16 protein-coding genes and 2 pseudogenes are annotated in these 19229 nt (G+C 63.2%); 5 read left to right on the forward strand and 13 right to left on the reverse strand.

Features of this window, described 5'->3' with window-relative positions:
* Positions 1-229 precede the first annotated feature (229 nt).
* Both JQ558_RS02415 and JQ558_RS02420 read right to left on the reverse strand, forming a co-directional pair.
* On the reverse strand, positions 230-982 hold the full coding sequence (locus tag JQ558_RS02415) for an anti-sigma factor domain-containing protein (RefSeq protein WP_212292729.1): 753 nt from the start codon (positions 980-982) through the stop codon (positions 230-232).
* Positions 979-1557, reverse strand: a complete 579-nt coding sequence (locus JQ558_RS02420) for a sigma-70 family RNA polymerase sigma factor (RefSeq protein WP_212292885.1) — start codon at positions 1555-1557, stop codon at positions 979-981. Before JQ558_RS02420 ends, JQ558_RS02415 begins: the two co-directional genes overlap by 4 nt.
* Positions 1558-1711: 154 nt before the next feature.
* Here JQ558_RS02420 and JQ558_RS02425 point away from each other — a divergent pair, with 154 nt between their 5' ends.
* Together JQ558_RS02425 and JQ558_RS02430 are read left to right on the forward strand one after the other, a co-directional pair.
* Positions 1712-2488, forward strand: a complete 777-nt coding sequence (locus tag JQ558_RS02425) for a DUF4394 domain-containing protein (protein ID WP_212292730.1) — start codon at positions 1712-1714, stop codon at positions 2486-2488.
* A 1113-nt stretch (positions 2489-3601) separates the two neighbouring features.
* Positions 3602-3793, forward strand: coding sequence for a hypothetical protein (locus tag JQ558_RS02430; RefSeq protein ID WP_212292731.1), 192 nt, complete (start codon positions 3602-3604; stop codon positions 3791-3793).
* A gap of 100 nt (positions 3794-3893) precedes the next feature.
* Here the strand turns inward: JQ558_RS02430 and JQ558_RS02435 are convergent, their stop codons facing one another.
* Positions 3894-5066: an acyl-CoA desaturase gene (locus JQ558_RS02435; protein ID WP_249142283.1), complete on the reverse strand. Its 1173-nt coding sequence runs from the start codon at positions 5064-5066 to the stop codon at positions 3894-3896.
* A gap of 524 nt (positions 5067-5590) precedes the next feature.
* Between JQ558_RS02435 and JQ558_RS02440 the strand changes: the two genes are divergently transcribed.
* A complete protein-coding gene (locus JQ558_RS02440; protein ID WP_212205530.1) occupies positions 5591-6487 on the forward strand; it encodes a LysR family transcriptional regulator in 897 nt (298 codons plus the stop codon).
* Positions 6488-6494: 7 nt separating this feature from the next.
* Here the strand turns inward: JQ558_RS02440 and JQ558_RS02445 are convergent, their stop codons facing one another.
* The 6 genes and pseudogenes from JQ558_RS02445 to JQ558_RS02460 all read right to left on the reverse strand — a co-directional run bounded on the left by JQ558_RS02445 (position 6495) and on the right by JQ558_RS02460 (position 15795).
* Positions 6495-8795, reverse strand: coding sequence for a PAS domain-containing sensor histidine kinase (locus tag JQ558_RS02445; protein ID WP_212292732.1), 2301 nt, complete (start codon positions 8793-8795; stop codon positions 6495-6497).
* Between the two features lie 204 nt (positions 8796-8999).
* Positions 9000-10388 carry a cation diffusion facilitator family transporter gene (locus tag JQ558_RS02450; RefSeq protein ID WP_212292733.1) on the reverse strand — a complete coding sequence of 463 codons (1389 nt, stop codon included), beginning with the start codon at positions 10386-10388 and terminating at the stop codon, positions 9000-9002.
* A 1022-nt stretch (positions 10389-11410) separates the two neighbouring features.
* On the reverse strand, positions 11411-12523 hold the full coding sequence (locus JQ558_RS37065; protein WP_312014956.1) for an autotransporter outer membrane beta-barrel domain-containing protein: 1113 nt from the start codon (positions 12521-12523) through the stop codon (positions 11411-11413).
* Positions 12524-12637: 114 nt separating this feature from the next.
* Positions 12638-12745 (reverse strand): annotated as a pseudogene (locus JQ558_RS38065) (hypothetical protein); the annotation flags it as partial.
* A gap of 178 nt (positions 12746-12923) precedes the next feature.
* Positions 12924-14402 (reverse strand): annotated as a pseudogene (locus JQ558_RS37070) (Ig-like domain repeat protein); the annotation flags it as partial.
* Between the two features lie 409 nt (positions 14403-14811).
* Positions 14812-15795: a GlxA family transcriptional regulator gene (locus JQ558_RS02460; protein ID WP_212292734.1), complete on the reverse strand. Its 984-nt coding sequence runs from the start codon at positions 15793-15795 to the stop codon at positions 14812-14814.
* A gap of 117 nt (positions 15796-15912) precedes the next feature.
* Between JQ558_RS02460 and JQ558_RS02465 the strand changes: the two genes are divergently transcribed.
* Positions 15913-16620, forward strand: coding sequence for a DJ-1/PfpI family protein (locus JQ558_RS02465; RefSeq protein WP_212292735.1), 708 nt, complete (start codon positions 15913-15915; stop codon positions 16618-16620).
* Between the two features lie 133 nt (positions 16621-16753).
* A complete protein-coding gene (locus JQ558_RS02470) occupies positions 16754-17923 on the forward strand; it encodes an ABC transporter substrate-binding protein (protein ID WP_312014943.1) in 1170 nt (389 codons plus the stop codon).
* A gap of 5 nt (positions 17924-17928) precedes the next feature.
* On the opposite strand, the gene JQ558_RS02475 is transcribed toward JQ558_RS02470, so the two are convergent.
* The 4 genes from JQ558_RS02475 to JQ558_RS02490 all read right to left on the reverse strand — a co-directional run bounded on the left by JQ558_RS02475 (position 17929) and on the right by JQ558_RS02490 (position 19188).
* Positions 17929-18429 (reverse strand): hypothetical protein, encoded by a 501-nt coding sequence (locus JQ558_RS02475; protein ID WP_212205542.1) that lies wholly within the window; start codon positions 18427-18429, stop codon positions 17929-17931.
* A gap of 10 nt (positions 18430-18439) precedes the next feature.
* Positions 18440-18688 (reverse strand): hypothetical protein, encoded by a 249-nt coding sequence (locus JQ558_RS02480; RefSeq protein ID WP_212205544.1) that lies wholly within the window; start codon positions 18686-18688, stop codon positions 18440-18442.
* A 102-nt stretch (positions 18689-18790) separates the two neighbouring features.
* Positions 18791-19027 (reverse strand): hypothetical protein, encoded by a 237-nt coding sequence (locus tag JQ558_RS02485; protein WP_212205546.1) that lies wholly within the window; start codon positions 19025-19027, stop codon positions 18791-18793.
* Positions 19024-19188, reverse strand: a complete 165-nt coding sequence (locus JQ558_RS02490; RefSeq protein WP_212206015.1) for a hypothetical protein — start codon at positions 19186-19188, stop codon at positions 19024-19026. Before JQ558_RS02490 ends, JQ558_RS02485 begins: the two co-directional genes overlap by 4 nt.
* Positions 19189-19229 lie beyond the last annotated feature (41 nt).

Genomic DNA, 19229 nt, shown 5'->3' on the forward strand with positions numbered 1-19229 from the left:
CGCACGCGCAGTCAGACGCCGCGTGGTATCGGGCAATGACCGGAACAGACCTTCCGAAACACAAGCACCGTCGGCGACGATAGGAAGAAAGCCGCTAGCGGGTTTCTTACGAGAGTTCGTAGGGCGGAATAGCGTAGCGTATTCTGCCGCCTTTGCCCTTTTGCTCTTCGACGGATTGCGCCTTCGGCTTAAATCTGCCCTCCGTGTTACGCGCTGACGGCTCCAAACGCTACAACGCCCGCGCCGCATTGCCCTTGAACAGGATCGGCCCCGTCGGCCGGCCGATCGGAGAGCCGCCTTCCGGCTCCAGCGTGATCTCGAACAGCTGGTCCGGCACGGTTTCCGGCAGCGATCCCAGGTCGAGCTGCAGCGTGCGCGATTGACCGGTGAGGCCGATCGATTTCGGGCCGATCGTACGATCCCACAAGGTCCAGACCTGCAGCGTGCGGCCGGCGGGAACATCGATCGGGCGGAGCGGAATGAGCTCGACGCGGCCATTGGCAAAAGTGTTGACGATAGCGCCGGCTTCCTTCGTCGCGTCATTCACCAGCACGGCGACGTAGATCGGCTTGCGCTGCGCCAGCGCGATCATGTCGTTGCGTAGCTGGCGCGACGTGATCAATGCGCCGACCATGATCGCGGCGAACAGCAGTGCGGCGAAGACGCCGCCGATGCCGGCCCCGCGCCAGAACCGGATGTTGTTCCAGAGCGTGGCGCCGCGCAGTGCCGCGCGCGCGGAGGGCGGTGAGTAGATCGGTTCGGCCTTTGTCGCGTCCGCGATCCGCTGCCACAGGGCGGGGCTCGGCGGAGTTTCGTCGGCGGTGGCATCGAGATCGGCCAGCCGTTCGCGCCACGCGCTGACGGCCCGGGCAAAGGCGTCGTCGGTTGCGATGCGCCGCTCGGCCGCGGCGTGCTCCGGGCCCTCCAGCAGGCCCATCACATAATCGGCGGCCATTGCGTCATCGGCATTGGGCTCGGTCATCCCATGCACTCCTGCAACGCGAACAGGCTGCGCCGCACCCAGCTTTTGACCGTCCCGAGCGGAACCCGCAGCTTTCCCGCCAACTCGCCGTGACTCATGCCGTGGACATAGGCCAGAACCACCACGTCGCGCCGCGGGCGGTCGATCCGCTCGAGGCAGCGGCGCAGTGCGCTGGTCTCCGGCATGCGCGACAGGGTTGCTTCGCAGTCGATCTTCTCAGCGCTTTCATCCGAGGTTTCATAGTGGTGCTCATCGCGATGGATGCTCAGGGCACGGTTGCGCACGACCGCATAGAGCCAGCCGCGGGCGCTGCCGCGATGCGGGTCGAACCCGGCGGCGCCGCGCCAGATCCGGATAAAGGCATCGTGCACCGCTTCTTCCGCCAGATCCTGCCGGAACAGGATGCGGCGGGCGACGCCGATCATGCGCGGCGCTTCGCTGTCGTAGATCATCCGTAGCGCCGCGCGGTCGCCGGCGGCACAGCGCGCCAATGCCGCGGCAAGCTGCAGCTCGCGCTCCTGATCTGATGGGGCAGGGTGGCGCGAGCCTGCGGTGATGGTGCCATTTCCGGCCATGTCTATGCCCTTGCATAGTTGTTGTACCGGCGCGTGCGGCATTTGGATGCACGGCCAGAAATTTATTTTCAGGACCCTGCATCCGTTTCGCCGGCGCCGCCGGTATCCGCTGTGTTGGTCCCGAGAGGGCCGTCAAGAACACAGGGAGTTTTCGATGATTATTCGCTCGATTTTCGCCGCTTCGGCCGCAATCCTGCTGTCGTCCGCCGCCGCCAATGCAGCTCAGGTTGCCGCGCTGATCGGCGGTGACACCATTGCCATGGTCGATACCGCGCAGAAGAAAGCCACCGGTTCCGTCAAGGTGTCCGGCATTTCCGGCGCGCTGGTCGGCATCGACGTGCGCCCGGCCGATGGCCTGCTCTATGGGCTGGTCGATGACGGAACCGTGGTGACCATTGCGGCGGACGGCAAGGCCACGACGAAGTCCAAGCTCGACACCACGCTCGCCAAGGGCGTGGCCGCGACGGTGGATTTCAACCCGGTGGCGGATCGCCTGCGCGTGATGGGTGCTGTTGGCATGAACCTGCGCGCCAATGTCGATGACGGCAAGGTGACCAAGGACGGCGATCACAAATATGCCGATGCCGACATGCACAAGGGCGAGAAGCCGAACATCGTCGCCGGCGCTTACACCAATTCGGTGAAGGGTGCCAAGGAAACGGCATTGTTCAATATCGATGCCACCATCGGCGGCCTGATCAAGCAGGCGCCGCCGAACGATGGCGTGCTCGGCGCCATCGGAAAGCTCGGCATCAAGCCGAGCAACGTCGCGTTCGACATCTGGTCCGACGGTTCGGGCAAGAACGAAGCCTGGCTGATGGCCGACGGCACGCTCTACAGCGTCGACCTCGCCACCGGCAAGGCGACCGAGGCCGCCAAGATCGCCGGTGTCAGCGGCACGGTGAAGGATATCGCGATCATGGGTATGTAGCAGGCAGCTACTGCCCCGTCATTCCGGGGCGGGCGCAAGCGCGAACCCGGAATGACGGCGTGATGTTGTACGCCGCTCTCATTGCGAGCGGAGCGAAGCAATCCATATCGCTCCAAGCCGAGGTATGGATTGCTTCGCGGAGCCTGTCATCGCGCGCGCATTCGCGCGACCCGTTGGCTCGCAATGACGGTGGAGAGAGCGGCGACCAATCAACCGCCGGCCGTGCCCGGTGTAGCCTCAGGCGAAGTCCAAATGACTTCTGATTGGCAGAAATCGTGTCAAGCGGAAAATTTCCGAAAGTCAAAAATGTTTCTCTTCCCTCCGACCCCAAATCACCTGCACATCAATAGCCATCCCGTCCCACTCAGAGGGGCGTTAGCCATCGTCACAACGAGGGGCGGGTCGCGGTGGACGCTGATGTTGCGATTGACGGTCGTGACTGAGGCGTACGGTGAAAGCGTGTGGTCCTGGCGCCCGTAACGGCGTCAAGCTTCCGAAGAAGCCAACGCTTCCGAGGGGTGACGGTGGCAATAGAGACCGTCTCACCGGGGAGAGCGCGCCATAAGCCGTAAAGCCATTGCGCAGGGAATGTCGGATGTTCTCCGCTGCCCTGTATGCTCGTGTGCACCATCTTGTTGCACAATTCGCACACGAGACCGCGGGTGCAGCGCGCATCCGGCATTCCCTGCGCCCTCTGAATTTTCGAGCAAGGAATTTCTAGGTAAACCTCGGGCGCAATGCGTCGCGAGAATGCGAACTATATCCTCGTCGTCCCGGCCTTGAGCTCGGATGCGCAATTGCGCATCGGGGGACCCATACGTCGCGGCTTCTCGATTTTGGAAAGTTGGAGTTGATATTTTCTGAGATAACTTTGGCCGGTGGTTATGGGTCCCGGCTCAAGGCCAGGACGACGAGTTGAGAGAGCTGAGAAACGCAATGACGTGGCGGGCTATTTGAAATTCAAATCAGACTCGCAGGGGCAAGCGAAGCGACCTGGCGCAGCCATCGCTTAGATTGCCGCTTTTCAACGACGTGACGACAGTCACGGAAGAGGTTTGCTTAGCCGGCATAGGTTGAGCGGTGATCGCTTGCGCCAACGGATGGAGACTTGCCATGACCAAGGTCAATCATGAACTGAGCATCGACGAATTGGGTGTGATCAGCGGAGGCGGCTTGAAATCGGCGTTTGACAAAGTCCCTGCGTCCACCGCCACAAGCGGCACCGGTGCGCCGGATTGGTGGAAACCGTTCCCCGGCTATCTGACCATGGATTCGATCAGGGCGCTCGGCCCCATTGGATTCTGATAGTTTGCAATTCTGATAGTTTGAATGGCTCGCAGGCGGAATGGCACTTGTAACGCCGTAGCCCAACGGGCGAGGGCGGAAGCCATTCCGCCGCTTTTTCCTACGCCCGCACCGGCACCGCAATCAGCTGCGAGCCGACCGCACCGAGCAAGAGCTGGTGCGCGCGATCGACGATTTCGTCGAGCGAGCGGGTGCGCGCAAACATCGCCTGCGCCTGCGCCAGCAACTCGTCGCGCGTCGGAATCCTCGGATGGAAGGATGCCAATATCTCGGCCGTTTGCGACCGGGCCTGGCTCAGCGTCTCCTGCAACGCCACCAGTTCGGACGAATGCAGCGCCGACGAAACGGCGAGCGCAATCCGCTCGGGATTGAACCAGGCGACGAGTTCATCGGCGGCGCGATTGATGACGCGCGAACCGAGCCGCTGCTCGTTGCGCAGCACTTCCGCGGGCGGCGTCTTCAGGTCCCGGACGACGCGAACGAAGGACAGCGCTTTCAGCATGTAAAAGGTGACGTCGATTTCCCACCAGCGAAAACCCTGGCGGGCGCTGCTCTGGTAGGCGTGGTGGTTGTTGTGCCAGCCTTCGCCCATGGTGAAGAACGCCAGCAGCCAGTTGTTGCGGGAATCATCGCCGGTGACGTAGCGCTTGCGGCCGTGAACATGCGCCAGCGAATTGATGCAGAAGGTCGCGTGATAGAGCAGCACCGTGCTCCAGACGAAACCGACCACGAGGCCGGACCATCCACCGATCAGGAAGCAGATGATCGCGAGGATCACGCTCGGCAGCTGCTCGAACCGGTGCAGGAACCTCAATTCCGGAAAGGCCGCAAAATCGGCGACCTTGATCAGATCGGTCAGGTCGTGTTGCCGGTAAAAAATCCATCCGACATGGCTGTAGAAGAAACCCTTGTGGCGGGGCGAATGTACGTCATGTTGCGTATCGGAATGCAGATGGTGGTGGCGATGCTTGGCGGCCCACCACAGCACGCTCTTCTGGGTGGTGCTCTGGGCCAGGAACGCCAGCACGAATTGAAACAGCCGGCTGGTCGCATAGGACCGGTGCGAGAAGTAGCGGTGATATCCCGCCGTGATCGCGAACATGCGCAGCCAGTACAGCGTCACGCAGATCGCGACGGCCTGCCAGGTGATGCCGGTCCAGAACGCGGCAAAGCAGCTGAGGTGCAGCACGATGAACGGCAGCGCGGACGGGTACATGATGTCGTCATGCGCATCGGCGGTTTGGGCGTCGGCATTGTCTGGCTTGTCGATCATGAAGTGCGTACTTGGCTCCCTGGCGCATGCCGGCCGTTGCCGGGCATGACTCACGGTTGATGGACGAGGCGATGATCGCATCCACCGGTTAAGACCCGCTAAGGGGCCCGACGATGTTTGTTCGAGAGTGGGCAGAGGCTCGTCAGTCACGCGCGCAACGCGGCGAGGCCAAGTCGGTCGGCCGAAGTTCAATGACCATAAATAGTTGCGGCCTGCCGGGGGCGCAAGGCAATGTCCGGTACCGGACCTGAGGCCGTGGGTCGCACTCCGGCTGAAAGGGGCGAGGGCAGGCGAAATGACGGCCAGCCCCCCGTCCCGATCGCAATTGGAATTGTTCCAGATTTCTGGGAACCCGTTCCATGCCGCTCGCCTAATAAGCCCTGAAAATCGGGCGATATCAGTCTCCAATGAGCGCCGAAACCGCGTGATTGGAGTTCGGCTTTTGACGTATGGGTCCAGCGGCGGCCATGGTATTTGTCACCGCCGGACCATGGGGTTAACCGACCAGATTCACTGAGGCCTTCTTGCTCGATAAGCTTGAACTATTGCTGGCGCTCGCAAAGGAGCGGCATTTCGGACGCGCCGCCGAGGCGTGCGGCGTCACCCAGCCGACCATGTCGACGAGCCTCAAGCAGCTCGAGGAAATCCTCGGCGTCATGCTGGTGCAGCGCGGCTCGCGCTTTCAGGGTTTCACGCCCGAGGGCGAACGCACGCTCGACTGGGCGCGGCGGATCGTCGGCGATACCCGCGCCATGCGGCAGGAGATCAACAGCCTCAAGGACAAGCTCTCCGGCGAGATCAGGCTGGCTGCCATCCCCACCGTGCTCGGCATGGTGGCGCAGCTGACCACGCCGTTCCGCGCGCGCCATCCCGATGTGCGTTTCCAGATCCGGTCATGCACGTCGGCCGAGGTGCTGGGGCTGCTCGAAAATCTCGAGGTCGACGCCGGGCTGACCTATATCGAGAACGAGCCGATCGGCAAGGTTCGCACCATCCCGCTCTACAACGAGAGCTACCGCCTGCTGACGGCGCCCGATGCGATGTTCGGCGATCGCAAGCAGGTCACGTGGAAAGAAGTCGGCCAGGTGCCGCTGTGCCTGTTGACGCCGGACATGCAGAACCGCCGCATCATCGACCGCGCGCTGACGTCGGTCGGCGCCGAGGCGATGCCGACGCTGACGTCGAACTCGCTCTTGGTGCTCTATACCCACGTCAAGACCGGACGCTGGGCCAGCGTGATGCCGGCGAAGCTGGCGGAGACGCTGGGGCTCGCGGATACCGTCCGCAGCATTCCGATCGTCGATCCCGTGGTCGATTACAGCATCGGCATGGTGATCCCGCAGCGCGATCCGATGACGCCGCTGATCGCAGCGCTGGTGCAGATCGCCCGCGAAGTCGCGCCGACGCTGGAATCGGCTTGAGGGCCGGCTAGGCCGCGACCGACAGCTTCGCTTTCGGCGCATGCGGCTCGCGCGGCAGCGTGATCCGCACCACCGTTCCGGTGCCGAGCTTGGAGCGCAGCCGCATCGTTCCGCCGTGCAGGCTGGTCAGCGATCTCGCGATGGCAAGCCCGAGGCCCGATCCCTGATAGGTTTTTGTCAGCTGGCTCTCGACCTGCTCGAACGGCTTGCCGAGCCGGCGCAGCGAGTCCGGGGCGATGCCGATGCCGGTGTCGGCGATCATCAGCACGATGGAGTCGTTCAGCACCTGGCCGCGCACCGTGACCTTGCCGTCGTCGGGGGTGAATTTGACGGCGTTCGACAGCAGGTTGACGAAGATCTGCTTGACTGCGCGGCGATCGGCCATGACCGAGATGGTGCTTTCGATGTCGGCGTCCAGTGTCAGATGCTTGTCTTCGGCGCGTCCCGAGACCACGCGCATTGACTCCGCCAGGATGTTCGACAGATCGAGCGGCTCCAGGTCGAGCTTCATGCGGCCGGCCTCGATCTTCGACATGTCGAGGATGTCGTTGATGACCTCGAGCAGATATTTTCCCGATGTCAGGATGTCGTGGCAGTACTCCTGATATTTGTCGGAGCCGAGCACGCCGAACATGCCGCTGCCCATGATCTCGGAGAACCCGATGATGGCGTTCAGCGGGGTGCGCAGCTCGTGGCTCATATTGGCGAGGAACTTTGATTTGGCCTGGTTGGCTTCCTGCGCGCGGGTTTTTTCCTGCGAGTACTTTTCGGCGAGGTCGGCGAGTTCGGATTGCGAGCGCTTCAGATCGAGCACGTTGGCGCGCATCCGGGCGTCGTTCTCGACCAGCTTCTGCTCGTGTTCCTTGATGCGGGTAATGTCGGTGCCGACGGAGACGTAGCCGCCGTCCTTGGTGCGGCGTTCGCTGATGTGCAGCCAGCTGCCGTCGTCGAGCTGGGCTTCGAAGGTACGTGCTCCCGGCGCTTGGGCGCCGGTCTCCTGCAGTCTGGTGCGGACCTCCGGCATGCTGCCGACTTCGATCACGGTTTCATAGGAGGTGCCTGATGTCACCGCCGAGTCCGGCAGTTTGTGCAGGCGCTGGAAATGCGAGTTGCAGAGCACCAGGCGGTCTTCCGCATCCCACAGCACGAAGGCTTCCGGAATCGTCTCGATCGCGTCGCGCAGCCGCAAATCCGCCTCGACGGTCTTCTCGGCGAGGCTCTTCTGCTCGGTGATATCGACCGCGATGCCGATCAGATGCAGGCCTGAGTCGGCGGCGGACTGGCTGAGTTCGCAGCGCACCCGCAGCCAGATCCAGTGGCCGCCGGTGTGCTGCATGCGGAAGGTCTGGTCGATATGGTCGAGCTTGCCGGAGATCAATTGATCGGCGATCGCGAACAGATCGATGTCGTCGGATTTCACCAGCGCGTTGACTTCGCCGAACGTGAGCAGGTCGTTGCGGGAGTCGAGCCCGAGCATCGTGAACATCGACTGCGACCAGAAAATCCTGCCGCGCGACAGGTCCCAGTCCCACAGGCCGCACCGGCCGCGGTTGAGCGCGGTGTCGATCCGGCCGCGCACCGCGTCGTTGATCAGGTCGCCCTCGCGGGCGCGGGTCGATTGCCAGTGGAACGCAAAGCCGAGGATCAGCACGACGAAGCCGGTGGTGGCGGACAGCGTCATCGACAGCGCCGCGTCCGATCCCCACAGCGGATCGTTCTTCTCCTGGATCACGATGACCTGGCCGGGCAGCGCCTTGACCAGCCGCGAAATCGCCAGCGCGCCGTTGCCGCTCGGCAGCGTCATGTCGTTGATGATTCCCTGCTGAGCCGGCGCGGCGAGCAGTTGTGCGGTGGAGATCACGTCGAGCACGCGGTCGCTTCCGCTGAGGCCCTCGACCGGAATCCGCGCCAGCACGCGATGCTCCACGCCGGTGATGATGAAATGGCGGCCGGCCGCGTTGCCCCAGGAGGGAATGAGTTCGGGCAGCAGGCTCTGCAGCCGGTCGATGGTGAGCGCGCGATCCTGCCGGACCGAGGCGAGGCGATCGATGCGTTCGGCCATGAGGTCGGTGACGGCGGCGAGGTCGCGCTTCATGGCGGCGCGCTTCTGCCGGGTCTGGTCGATCACCTGCACGACCGCGCCGAGGCAGATCGTGATCAGAAAGGCGATGATCAGGGTCGGCACGGCGCGTCGTAGCGCCGGTTCGGCGATCAGCAGCCTGTGGTAAGCCGGTTTAGCGATCGATTGCGCCAATCCCTTGATCGAATCGGATTGGACACACGCGTTCGCCGCATGCGCGCGCGCCATGCTAATAGACCCCCACCGAAAATTCATTTTTGCACATCGTTTCGGAAGAGCCCTCGACTTCCGAATCACAGCGATTTGAATCCGTTTTTCCCGGGCTGTCGAGAGTCAACGATTCGTTAATATCAAATAAATCTTGTCCAACGGGGAATCGGGGACTCCAAAAAGAGTCCGAAACAGGAACGCGTCCGTATTAGTACGCCCAACTCACTCATAAGGCGGTTCGGCGTGGCTGATCACGCGCTTGATGGTCGGGAAGGCGCGGCGCAGCGCGCGCTCGATCTCGTCGACGTTCTCATGCACCTTGATGACGCTCATCGAGGGCGCGGCGCGGCAATGGAAGTTGACGATTTCGCCGGCGTCGGTGTCGCGCACCCGCACATTATGGATGTCGTGGATGGCGCCATTGGCCGCGAAACCCGTCAGCGCCGCCTTGATGACTTCCACCCGTTCGGGTGAGGCGTCGGTGCCGTGGGGCAGTTCCGGTTCCAACGGCTCGATATGGGTGTCGACCTCGACGTCCTCGCCAAAATCCTCGCGGATGCTGCGCTCCAGTTCATGGGCGATGTCGTGCGCCGCTGATAGCGCCATGTCGCCGTCGACCTCGAGGTCGATGCTGACGGTCAGCCGGCCGCCGAGATCGTGCACCGTGACATGGTGGACCGCGAGGCCGGAATTGCGCGCGATCACCATGATGCGCTCGCGCACGCTCTCATTGTCGCGCGCCACCGGCACCGCGGTGAACGTCAGATCGGCGTCGCCGAGCGCCTGGCTCACCGCCGCCTGCGCGATCCGCTTGATGGCCTCGACGCGGTCGATCGGGTAGGTGCGGGGCACGTTGACGATGGCGTCGATGAAATGGGTCGGCCCGACCATGCGCACGCGCAGCCGTTCGACGCCGACCACGCCGGGCACGGCGCGGATCGCCGCGGTGGCTTTTTCCGCCGCGCCTTCCGGCGCGCGGTCGAGCAGCGTTTCGATGGTCGATCGTCCCAGCCGCAAGCCCAGCAGCGATATCATCACGGCGACCGCGATCGCCGCCGCCGTGTCGCCCCAGGCATAGCCGAAGCCGGTCAGCACCAGGCCGATGATGACGGCGGTCGAACCCAGCACATCGGAGGCAAAATGCAGCGCGTCGGCGGCCAGCGCCTGGCTCTTGGTTTCGCGCGCGGTGCGATGCAGCGCCCGCGCCCGCCAGAAATTGACGCCGATGTCGATCACCAGCACCACGAAGGGAATGGCCGAGAGCGTCGGCGGCGGCGCGCCGTCGCGCAGCCGGCTCCAGGATTCCACCAAAATGCCGCCGGCCAGCACATAGAGCAGCGCGATGACGAACAGCGCCGACAGGCTTTCGAATTTGCCGTGGCCGTAATGATGTTCCGCATCGGCCGGCTGGTCGGAGACGCGCACCACCAGCCAGGTGATGATGGTCGCGATCACGTCGACCGAGGAGTGCAGGGCCTCCGAGATCAGCGCCAGACTGCCGATCGCAATCCCGACCGCGAATTTCGCCGCGGCCATGCCGGCGCTGGCGAATATCGAGATCGCGGCGACGTTGGTCTTGAGGTTGGAAACGCGGGCGTGGGTTAATGTCATGAGCGGCGGTTTAGCAGGGCGTCCGTCAACATCAAGCGCCCATCCACAGCGCTAGTCGCAACTGGTTTGCAGAAGCAGGTTTGTTGCGAATTGTTCTGAATTGAAGGAACTGACATGCGAAGGCTTATCCGTTCTGTCGTCCCGGCCTAGTGCGCAATTGCGCACGGGGGCCGGGACCCATACCGCGTGATCTCTCGGTGAAGCCTCGGTAGCAGAGACTTTTCGCAAAACTTCTCCCTGTGGTTATGGGTCCCGGCCTTCGCCGGGACGACGGCAAAATACGGCTCCGCGATCTCGCGACGCATTGCGCCCGAGTCTTGCTTGAAATCTTCCCGCCCTCTCAAAAAGAGAGGGCGCAGGGAATGCCGGATGCGCGCTGCACCCGCGGTCTCGTGTGCGGTTTGCACAAAGGAAAGTGCACACGAGCATACAGGGCAGCGGAGGCGATCCGACATTCCCTGCGCGATGGCTTTACGGCTTATGCCGTGCTCTCCCCGGTGACGAGTTCGTTTTTGTCACCGTCGTCTGCGAATTGACGGCTCATCGAGACCCGGTCGGGTTCGACTTGCCTTTCGCAAACTTGACACCAGCAACGGGTGCCAGGACCACACGGTTTTGCCGTACGCAGCATTCCCGTCTTCGCCTTTGGCTTCGCCGGGCACGGCCCGTCTTCGCTTTCAGGTCCATTCGGGCGTGGCATCGCTCGTCTTGCGCGCCGTGAGCCGCTCATGAGGTTCATCTCACCCTGCAGTCACCTGTCGCGCGCGACGCTGCCGCGTCCACCGCTCCCCGTCCCACGTTCGTGACGTTCGCGAGCGCCCCTCTCATTGGGACGGGATGGATGAGCTGTGCAGGTGATTTGGGGGTGGCGTCAAGGGGTATTTCTGGAAAACGGAAAATTATTGCTGCGGGGCTGCCGAGGCCTCGCATAACAGTATTGGAGTGGCCTGTAACCCGGATGAGCAACGCGAGATATCCGGGTATTGTGTCGCGCTGATTCCGCATGCGCGCTACTCGCTTTTCTAGCGCGCACCGAAGGGCAGGGATGCCCGCGCGCGATAGGTCCAGAGCCCGAAACTGCCACCGAGGCCGCTGCGCTCGCCGCCGATGGCGAGTTGCGCGCCGTTGTCGAACCGCGCCGTCACGCCGCCAACAGCGCGCGCCGACCAACCGTCGAGCACGACAAACGGCAGCGCGCCCGGCGTGACCAGCGCGACGCTGTCGCTCTTGAAATAGTAGTCGCCGTAGAGGCCGACGTAAGGCGTCAGGACCGTCGCACCCGACCACGCGACCGGATAGGCCAGCTTGGTTCCGGCGCTGGCGCGGCCGGTCGAGAAGTCGCGCGCGGCTTGCAGGGTGCCGAGCGTGTCGGTGTAGGCGTTTTCATGTTCCCACAACGCGTAGACGCGCGCCGATGGTTCGATCTGGAAACCGTAACTGCTGTAAGTGCCGGTGAGCCCGCTCGTGACCAGCCAGCGCTGGCCGGTGAAGGATCCGGCGGCGGTGCCCGCCGTGCCGTCGAAGCCGATTCCCGAATAGGCGACGCCGGCGTCGAAGCGGATGCCTTGCGTTATCTTCCAGCCGAGATAGGAGCCCACGGTCCAGCCGTCGCCCTTCAGCCGGCCCGAGAGCGCATCGGAACGATAGTCGAAGGTCTCGTAGCCGCCGAGTACGCCGGCGACGAAGTTGGGTGTGAACTTGCGGGTCAGACCTGCCAGCAGGTTGATCTGGTTGCCGTAGACGACGGTGGCGCCGGGCACGGCTGACGAACTGCCCCAGCGATCGAGCGTCGCGCCGCGCACTTCGGCCCAGCCCAGCCATTCCTTCGGCTCGGCGACACGGAGCGGCGGCGCCTTGGTGGACGGCGCATAGCCGATCGCATTGAACGCGTCCTCGATGCGCGCAGGCTGGCCCGGCTCGGAGCTTCGTCCATTGTTGGCCAATGTCCCGCCGGCGCCGGTAAAGGGATCGGTGGAACGGATGGAGCCATTCGCCGGCTGCGCGTCGGGATCGGCGGCGAAATTGAAACGCACACCGCTGGCGCTCGGTGAGATGAAGGCGCCGCCGCCGCTAAAGGCCTCGCCGATCGCGCTGTCGACGGCGCCGGAGATCGCCTGCCCGGAAACCTGGGCCACGATCGGCGTCACCAAAACCTGCAACGCGCGCAGCTTCACGCTGTCCGCGGGCGTGTTGACGGTCTGGCTCAGTGCCGGTGACGTCGCGGGACCGAAAGTCGCCGCACCGCCATAACTCGCCGTGATGGTGTGCGAACCGACCGTGAGCGTCGAGGTCGTCAGGGACGCAATGCCGGCCGCCAGCGTGGCGGTGCCGATCGCGACGCCACCCTCGCTGAACATCACCGTGCCGGTCGGCGTTCCCCGCGCTGCTGGTGACCGTGGCGGTGAACGTCACCGGTTTGCCGAATTCGCTCGGGTTGAGCGAGGACGCCAGCGCCGCCGCCGTGGCCGCTGTGCCGACCGACTGCGTCAGCACGGGCGATGTGCTGGCGAGGAAATTCACATCGCCATTATAGGTCGCGGTGATCGCATGCGCGCCGACGGCTAGCGACGAGGTGGTGAAGGTTGCCGTCGCCGCTCCGCCGAGCGCCACGGTGGCCAGCACCGTCGCGCCATCCCTGAACGTGACATTGCCTGTCGCGCCGCCTGCCGAAACCGTGGCAGTGAACGTCACGGCTTGAGCGAACGCGACCGGATTGAGCGAAGACGTCAATGCCGTCGTCGTCGCTGCGGAGGTGGTCACCGTCGTCGACACGCTCGCGCTGTTGTTGCCGGCGTTCAGATCGGGCGTGGCGCTCGCCACCGTGGCGACGTTGGTCAGGACGGTGCCGACAGCCAGCGCCCCGTTGACCGTCGCCGTGAGCGTCAGCGTTTGCGGGGTGCCGGTGACGACCGTTCCCACCGTCCACACACCGGCGGCGAAGGTGCCCTGGCTCGGCGTGGCGCTCACGAAGGTTAGGCCCGCGGGCAGTGTGTCGTTCACCGTAACGGTGGCGGCCGGTTCGGGCCCGGCATTGCTCACCGTGATCGTGTAGGTGATGTTCTGCCCCGGCTGGATGGTCGCCGGGGCGGACTTGGTGACCGACAGGTCGGCGTTGGCATTGTGCGCCGTGACCGTTGCGCCCGCGGCATCGTTGCCGGTAGCGGGATCGAACTGATCGCTTTGCGAGATCGTCGCCGTGTTCGTGGTCGGATTGGTGGTGGTGACGGTGGCCTGCAACGCCAGTGTTTGTGGTGCGCCGGGCGTGACCGTTCCCACTGTCCAGATACCTGTAAGGTCGCTGTAGGTTCCCTGGCTCGGAGTGGCACTCACGAAGGTCAGGCCGGCGGGAAGCAGGTCCTGCACACTGACGTTGGTGGCAACATTCGGTCCCGCATTGCCCAGGGTGACCGTGAACGTCACCACATCCCCGACGATCGGGCTCGGATTGGACACCGTGTGGGTGAGCGACAGATCGGCGGTCTGCGGTGTGACCGTCGCGGACGCGGAATTATTCCCGCCGTTGGGGTCGGACTGATCGGAGGCTGCGATCGACGCCGTGTTGGTTTGCGCAGCGGCGCCGGCAACGGTGGCCACCAATTGCAGTGTTGCCGGCGCGCCGGCCGCGACCGAACCCACGTCCCAGATACCGCTACCCGATGCATAGGTTCCCTGGCTCGGAGCGGCGCTCACGAAGGTCAGGCCGGCGGGAAGCAGATCCTGCACACTGACGTTGGTGGCAGCGTCCGGTCCCGCATTGCTCAGGGTGACCGTGAAGCTCACCACATCCCCGACGTTCGGGGTCGGATCGGACACCGTCTTCGTCATGGCAAGATCGGCGACCTGCGCCAGTGCGGCCTGCGAGCCGAAGACGGTAAGCAAGAGGGCCAGCAGCAGCCCGACGATGCTGACGCGTGCCGGGGCCGGTCGTGTCGCGCGCGCCCTGAAGCGCCGTGCCCAATGCGGCCGGTCGGCATCGGCACAGAGCGTAACACGCGTTTCAACGATTTCCGACATGGCGGCCCTTGTCGGAAGCTGTGATGAGCTTACGTCATCCCGACCTTAAGCAGACGCGGCGCATCCGACGAATGGATTCGGACAACTGGAGCGACCAACGGGCGTCATGAAGGGCGTTTCCCAGGGCGTGTTGCTATTGCGCCACATGGCTTGACGCGGAAGTCCCGTCGACGCTCAGGGACTACCCGCACCCGCCACTTCCACCGCAACCACATCGATCCGTGACGACGACTTCCGTTGCCGCGATTCTTCGTACGACGTCGCGGCGCTCAGGCAAAACAGGGTTTTGCGCTCGGGGCCGCCGAGCACACAGGTGAGCGTGGAGAACGGATTAGCCGAAGGCGAAATCCGCCGCTGCATTTTCAAGCAAGAACGCGGATTACGCTACGCTATTCCGCCATACGCGCCACTATTGCCTCTGCCCCCGATAAAACCGCACCCGATAATCCTGTGGCAACACGTTCAACCTCCGCCGAAACGCCCGCCGCAAATGCTCTTCGCTTTGAAATCCCGCGCGCGCGGCGATTTCCTTGATGGAGGCTGCGGATTCTTCCAGTGCCCTGCGGGCCGCCTCGACGCGAAGCTCTTCCACGGCCTTGCCGGGCGTCCGGCCGGTCTTTTGCCGAAACACGCGTGCGAAGGTGCGGGGACTCATGCCCACGCGTTCGGCCAGACTCTCGACGCGCAAATCGCGCCGGAGATTGTCCTGCATCCAGGTCGAGATATTTTCGAACGCCGTGTCCTCGGACGATTGCAGTGACAGCGGCACGCTGAACTGCGCCTGCCCGCCGGGCCGCTTCAGGAACACGACCAGGCGGCGTGCGATGCGCATGGCTTCGCGGTGCCCGAGATCATCCTCCAGCAAGGTGAGCGCCAGATCGATGCCTGCCGTCACACCCGCGGATGTCCAGACTCCGCGGTCGTGAACAAAGACCGGATCGACCAACACCGAAACGTCCGGGTATTGCGCGCTCAGCATCTCACAGGAGCCCCAATGGGTGACCGCGCGCCGCCCGTGAAGCAGGCCGGCAGCAGCCAGAACAAAGGTGCCGGTACAGACCGAGCAGACACGCCTAGCGTTCGGCGCCGCGAGACGAAACCAGTCGACCAGCGCGGCCTCCGCCGAAGCACGATGAACGCCCGGGCCGCCACCGACGATCAGGGTGTCGATATCAGTGTGGTCGCAGTCGGAGAGGGCTGATGTCATCACCTCCAGGCCGGACGAGGTTTTGACCGGACCACCCTTTAACGAGCAGATCTGCCAGACATAGGGCGCACGGCCGGCCTCTGATGTTTCGCAGGCAAGCTCAAAGGCTTGCAGCGGCCCGGCAAAGTCGAGCAGCAGGCAATCCTCGAACAGGACGAAGACCAGACGGCGGGCGGTCGAAGCCATGAGCGGGTCTTGTCAGGCAATCTCTTCGTGAGGTTTTGGCAGGAAATGCGTGTATTATGACATTTCGGCAAACGGCCTCGCCTGTCAACATCCTCTTGTTCAACAGAGGGGTGCACGATGTCTGGCAAGCCGATCGAGATCGGACTTCTTTTCTTTCCCGGGATGACCCAGCTGGATGTCACCGGACCTTTCGAAGTCTTTGCCCGCCTTCCGAACGTTCGCATGCATCTGCTCTGGAAACGCATCGAGCCTGTGATCAGCGACGTCGGCCTGCCGCTGCTGCCGACCACGACTTTTGCCGACTGTCCGGATCTGGATGTGTTCTGCATCGGTGGCGGCCCGGGGCTGGTTGATTTTCTGGGCGATGATGAGGTCATTGCGTTCGTTCGCGACAAGGGTGGATCGGCGCGCTACGTCACCTCGGTTTGCGCGGGCTGCCTGATCCTCGGCGCCGCCGGCCTGCTCGACGGATACAAGTCGGCCTGCCATTGGCTGATGAGCGAGCAGCTTGCCGCCTTTGGCGCCATCGCGGTCGACGAACGCGTCGTGATCGACCGTAACCGGATTTCCGGCGGTGGTGTAACCGCCGGAATTGATTTCGGCTTCCAGGTAGCATCGGAGCTCTGCGGCGAAGAAGTCGCGAAGAAACTCCAGCTCATGCTGGAATACCAACCGCAGCCGCCGTTCGATATCACCGTGCAGAATGCGTCGCCCGAGATGCTTTCCCAAATGCGCCTTGAGGCCGAACCCTGGCTTCGCAAGCGCGCGGCGGCGGTCGAGAAGGCTGCCTTGAAGCTCAAATCGAAAGCAATGACGGCTGCATGAGCGGTTGGACGGCCGGAAACTTGGCGCCATTTTTGGGAAAGATACTCGCATGATTTGCAACGGCCGCGTGAACCCGGGAAGAATGATGTTCAAGGCCGCTGCTGCTTTGCTCTGCGGGGCAATGATCGGATCCGTGGCCGTCGCTCGCGCGGCCGAACTCTCCGGTGGCGTCGTCCGGATCGGTATCATCAATGATCAGACCGGGCCCTTGTCTGACTTGAGCGGACCAGGTTCGATCGCTGCCGCCAAAAAGGCGGCGGAAGATTTTGGGAAATTGGTGCCGTCGATCAAGGTCGAGATCATAGCCGCCGACCACCAGAACAAACCTGATATCGGCGTCGGCATTGTCCGCAAATGGTTCGACGTCGATGGCGTCGATATGGTCGCCGACGTGTCCAACTCGGCCGTTGGCCTCGCCATCCAATCACTGGCCCGCGACAAGAACAAGATTGCGGTCTATTCGGCCGTGGCGACCACCGAGCTCAACGGCAAGCAATGTTCGCGAAACGGCCTGGCCTGGCTGCACGATTCCTACAATCTGGTGTCGGGGCCGATCCGTACGCTGGTCGCCCAAGGCTACGATACGTGGTTCTTCATTGCGGCCGACTACGCGTTCGGCAAGAACATGGTGATGGAGTCGCAGCGCGTGCTCGCGGCAACAGGCGGCAAGTCGCTCGGCGCCGTGTATCACCCGATCGGCACCGCGGATTACAGCTCCTTCATCCTGCAGGCCCAGGCGTCCGGAGCCAAGGCCATCGCCTTCGCCAATGCCGGTGAGCAGCTGGTGACGTTGATGAAACAATGGAACGAGTTCGGCATGAACACCGGCAAGCAAAAGCCCGTGGCCGAGCTGATGTTCCTCACCGATGTTCATGCGATGGGCCCGAAGATCGCAAAAGGCCTGACGACTCTCACGGCGTGGTATTGGGCGCTCAACGACGAGACCAGAGCCTTCGGCCAACGCTTCTTCAAGCTGCGCGGCACAATGCCCACGGCACCGCAAGCGGCGGTCTACTCAGGCGTTAGTCATTATCTGAAAGCCGTCGCGGCGGTTGGCGGCGATGCAACGGATCCGGTCCTGGAGAAAATGCGTTCAATGCCGGTTGACGATTTCTACGCAAGAGGCGCGAAGGTGCGCGAGGACGGCAAGCTCGTGCACGACTTCTACCTTGTCCAGGTGAAGGATCCGTCGGAGGTCAAGGCGCCCTGGGAATATTACAACGTGCTTGAAAAGGTTCCGAGCGGCGAGGTCTACTCCGACCTGGCGAATAGCGAATGCCCGTTGGTCAAACGGGTCAATTGAGATGCCTAACTCGCCAATTTGAGCGCGCTGGAGATTTCGGCAAGCGTCGCCTTCTCGGTATCGCTGACCACGACACCGCCAATACCGAGAAATCCACCCTCGGTGGATGCCTCGGCGACATTTTGGCTGATTTCGCGCAACCAGTTCTTGAACGCAGCCGCGTCGCCGGGTGCCTTGGCGCTCAGGACGCCGTCGACTTTCTGCAGGATTTCGATGCAGGCCGTCTTGACCTCGGAGGGTTTTTTGCCGCTGAGACTTTCCTTCAAGCCGTCGCGCGCCACGGCTCGCCCCTCGCTTGTTGCGAAATCATCGACCACGGCCTTGATCAGCGGGTTGGAGCCCGTGTCCATCTTCGTCTTTGCCAGCATTTTTCCGCTTGCGAAACTCTCCTGGAGCAGACCCCACAGCCCGCTTGGCTCGGCCGCCGTTACGGCAAGGCCGGGTGCCATCACGCTTTCCAACAGCGTTTTCCATTCGTCGGCGGTAAAGGTCGATTTGTCGGCCATGACCTTCTCCTCACCGTCGCCGGGCTACCGCGACGCCGAGCAAGAAGGCGACCAGGAGAGATCCGAGCGGAGCTTCACGTGCAATGTTGCTAAGGATGCTTAGCGGCATGCCGGGTTTTCGGCCGGACTCGATCGCGTCGCCGACCCGGCTGGCCGCGCCTTTGACGGCGTCAGAGACCTCCTCGATTGTGGATTTGGGATCAGGGATCGGATCCAGGCCTTCGTAAATGAACGGCTGGGTGGGGGCGTCATCGGTCATGTCTTGAACTCCGGATCATTCTCAGCCAATCGATCCGCCGGCAATTGGTTCCTTATCGCCGCGCGCAAGCCTGAGGATCGGAGTCAATCAGGCCCGGGCACATCACGGCGTATCCGGCCTGTGAGTGGGATGCGATTTCCGAACGGCTCGCTCTTTGGGCGTGCGAGGCAGGTCCGCGAACTCGGACGAGTGGTAATCGCGTCCTTCGGGCGTGGTGATGCAGATGTCATAACAGCCGGCACGCGACATTTCCCGCGCTTTCTTGAGCGCAGCTTCTGCGGTCTTCCTGTGATGGATCAGTCCGCCGTGCTGGCACTTGGCCTTGATGGAAAAGCTCATTTCTTCTTCTTTTTCTTCTGCTTCCTCTTGATGATCTCGGCCTGGGCTCGAAAGGCGTGCGCCAGCGATTTCATCTGGTCGGCGACATAGGCGTCAACGGCGTTCGCTGCGACGCGCTCCGCGGTGGCTGCCTGCTGCCGGATTGCCTTGGCCATTTTCATGGAAGGTCAATGTCTTGCCCGTGGTGTGGTTCCCTGCGGCA

This window comes from Bradyrhizobium sp. AUGA SZCCT0160 (assembly GCF_018130105.1).
GTDB lineage: Bacteria > Pseudomonadota > Alphaproteobacteria > Rhizobiales > Xanthobacteraceae > Bradyrhizobium.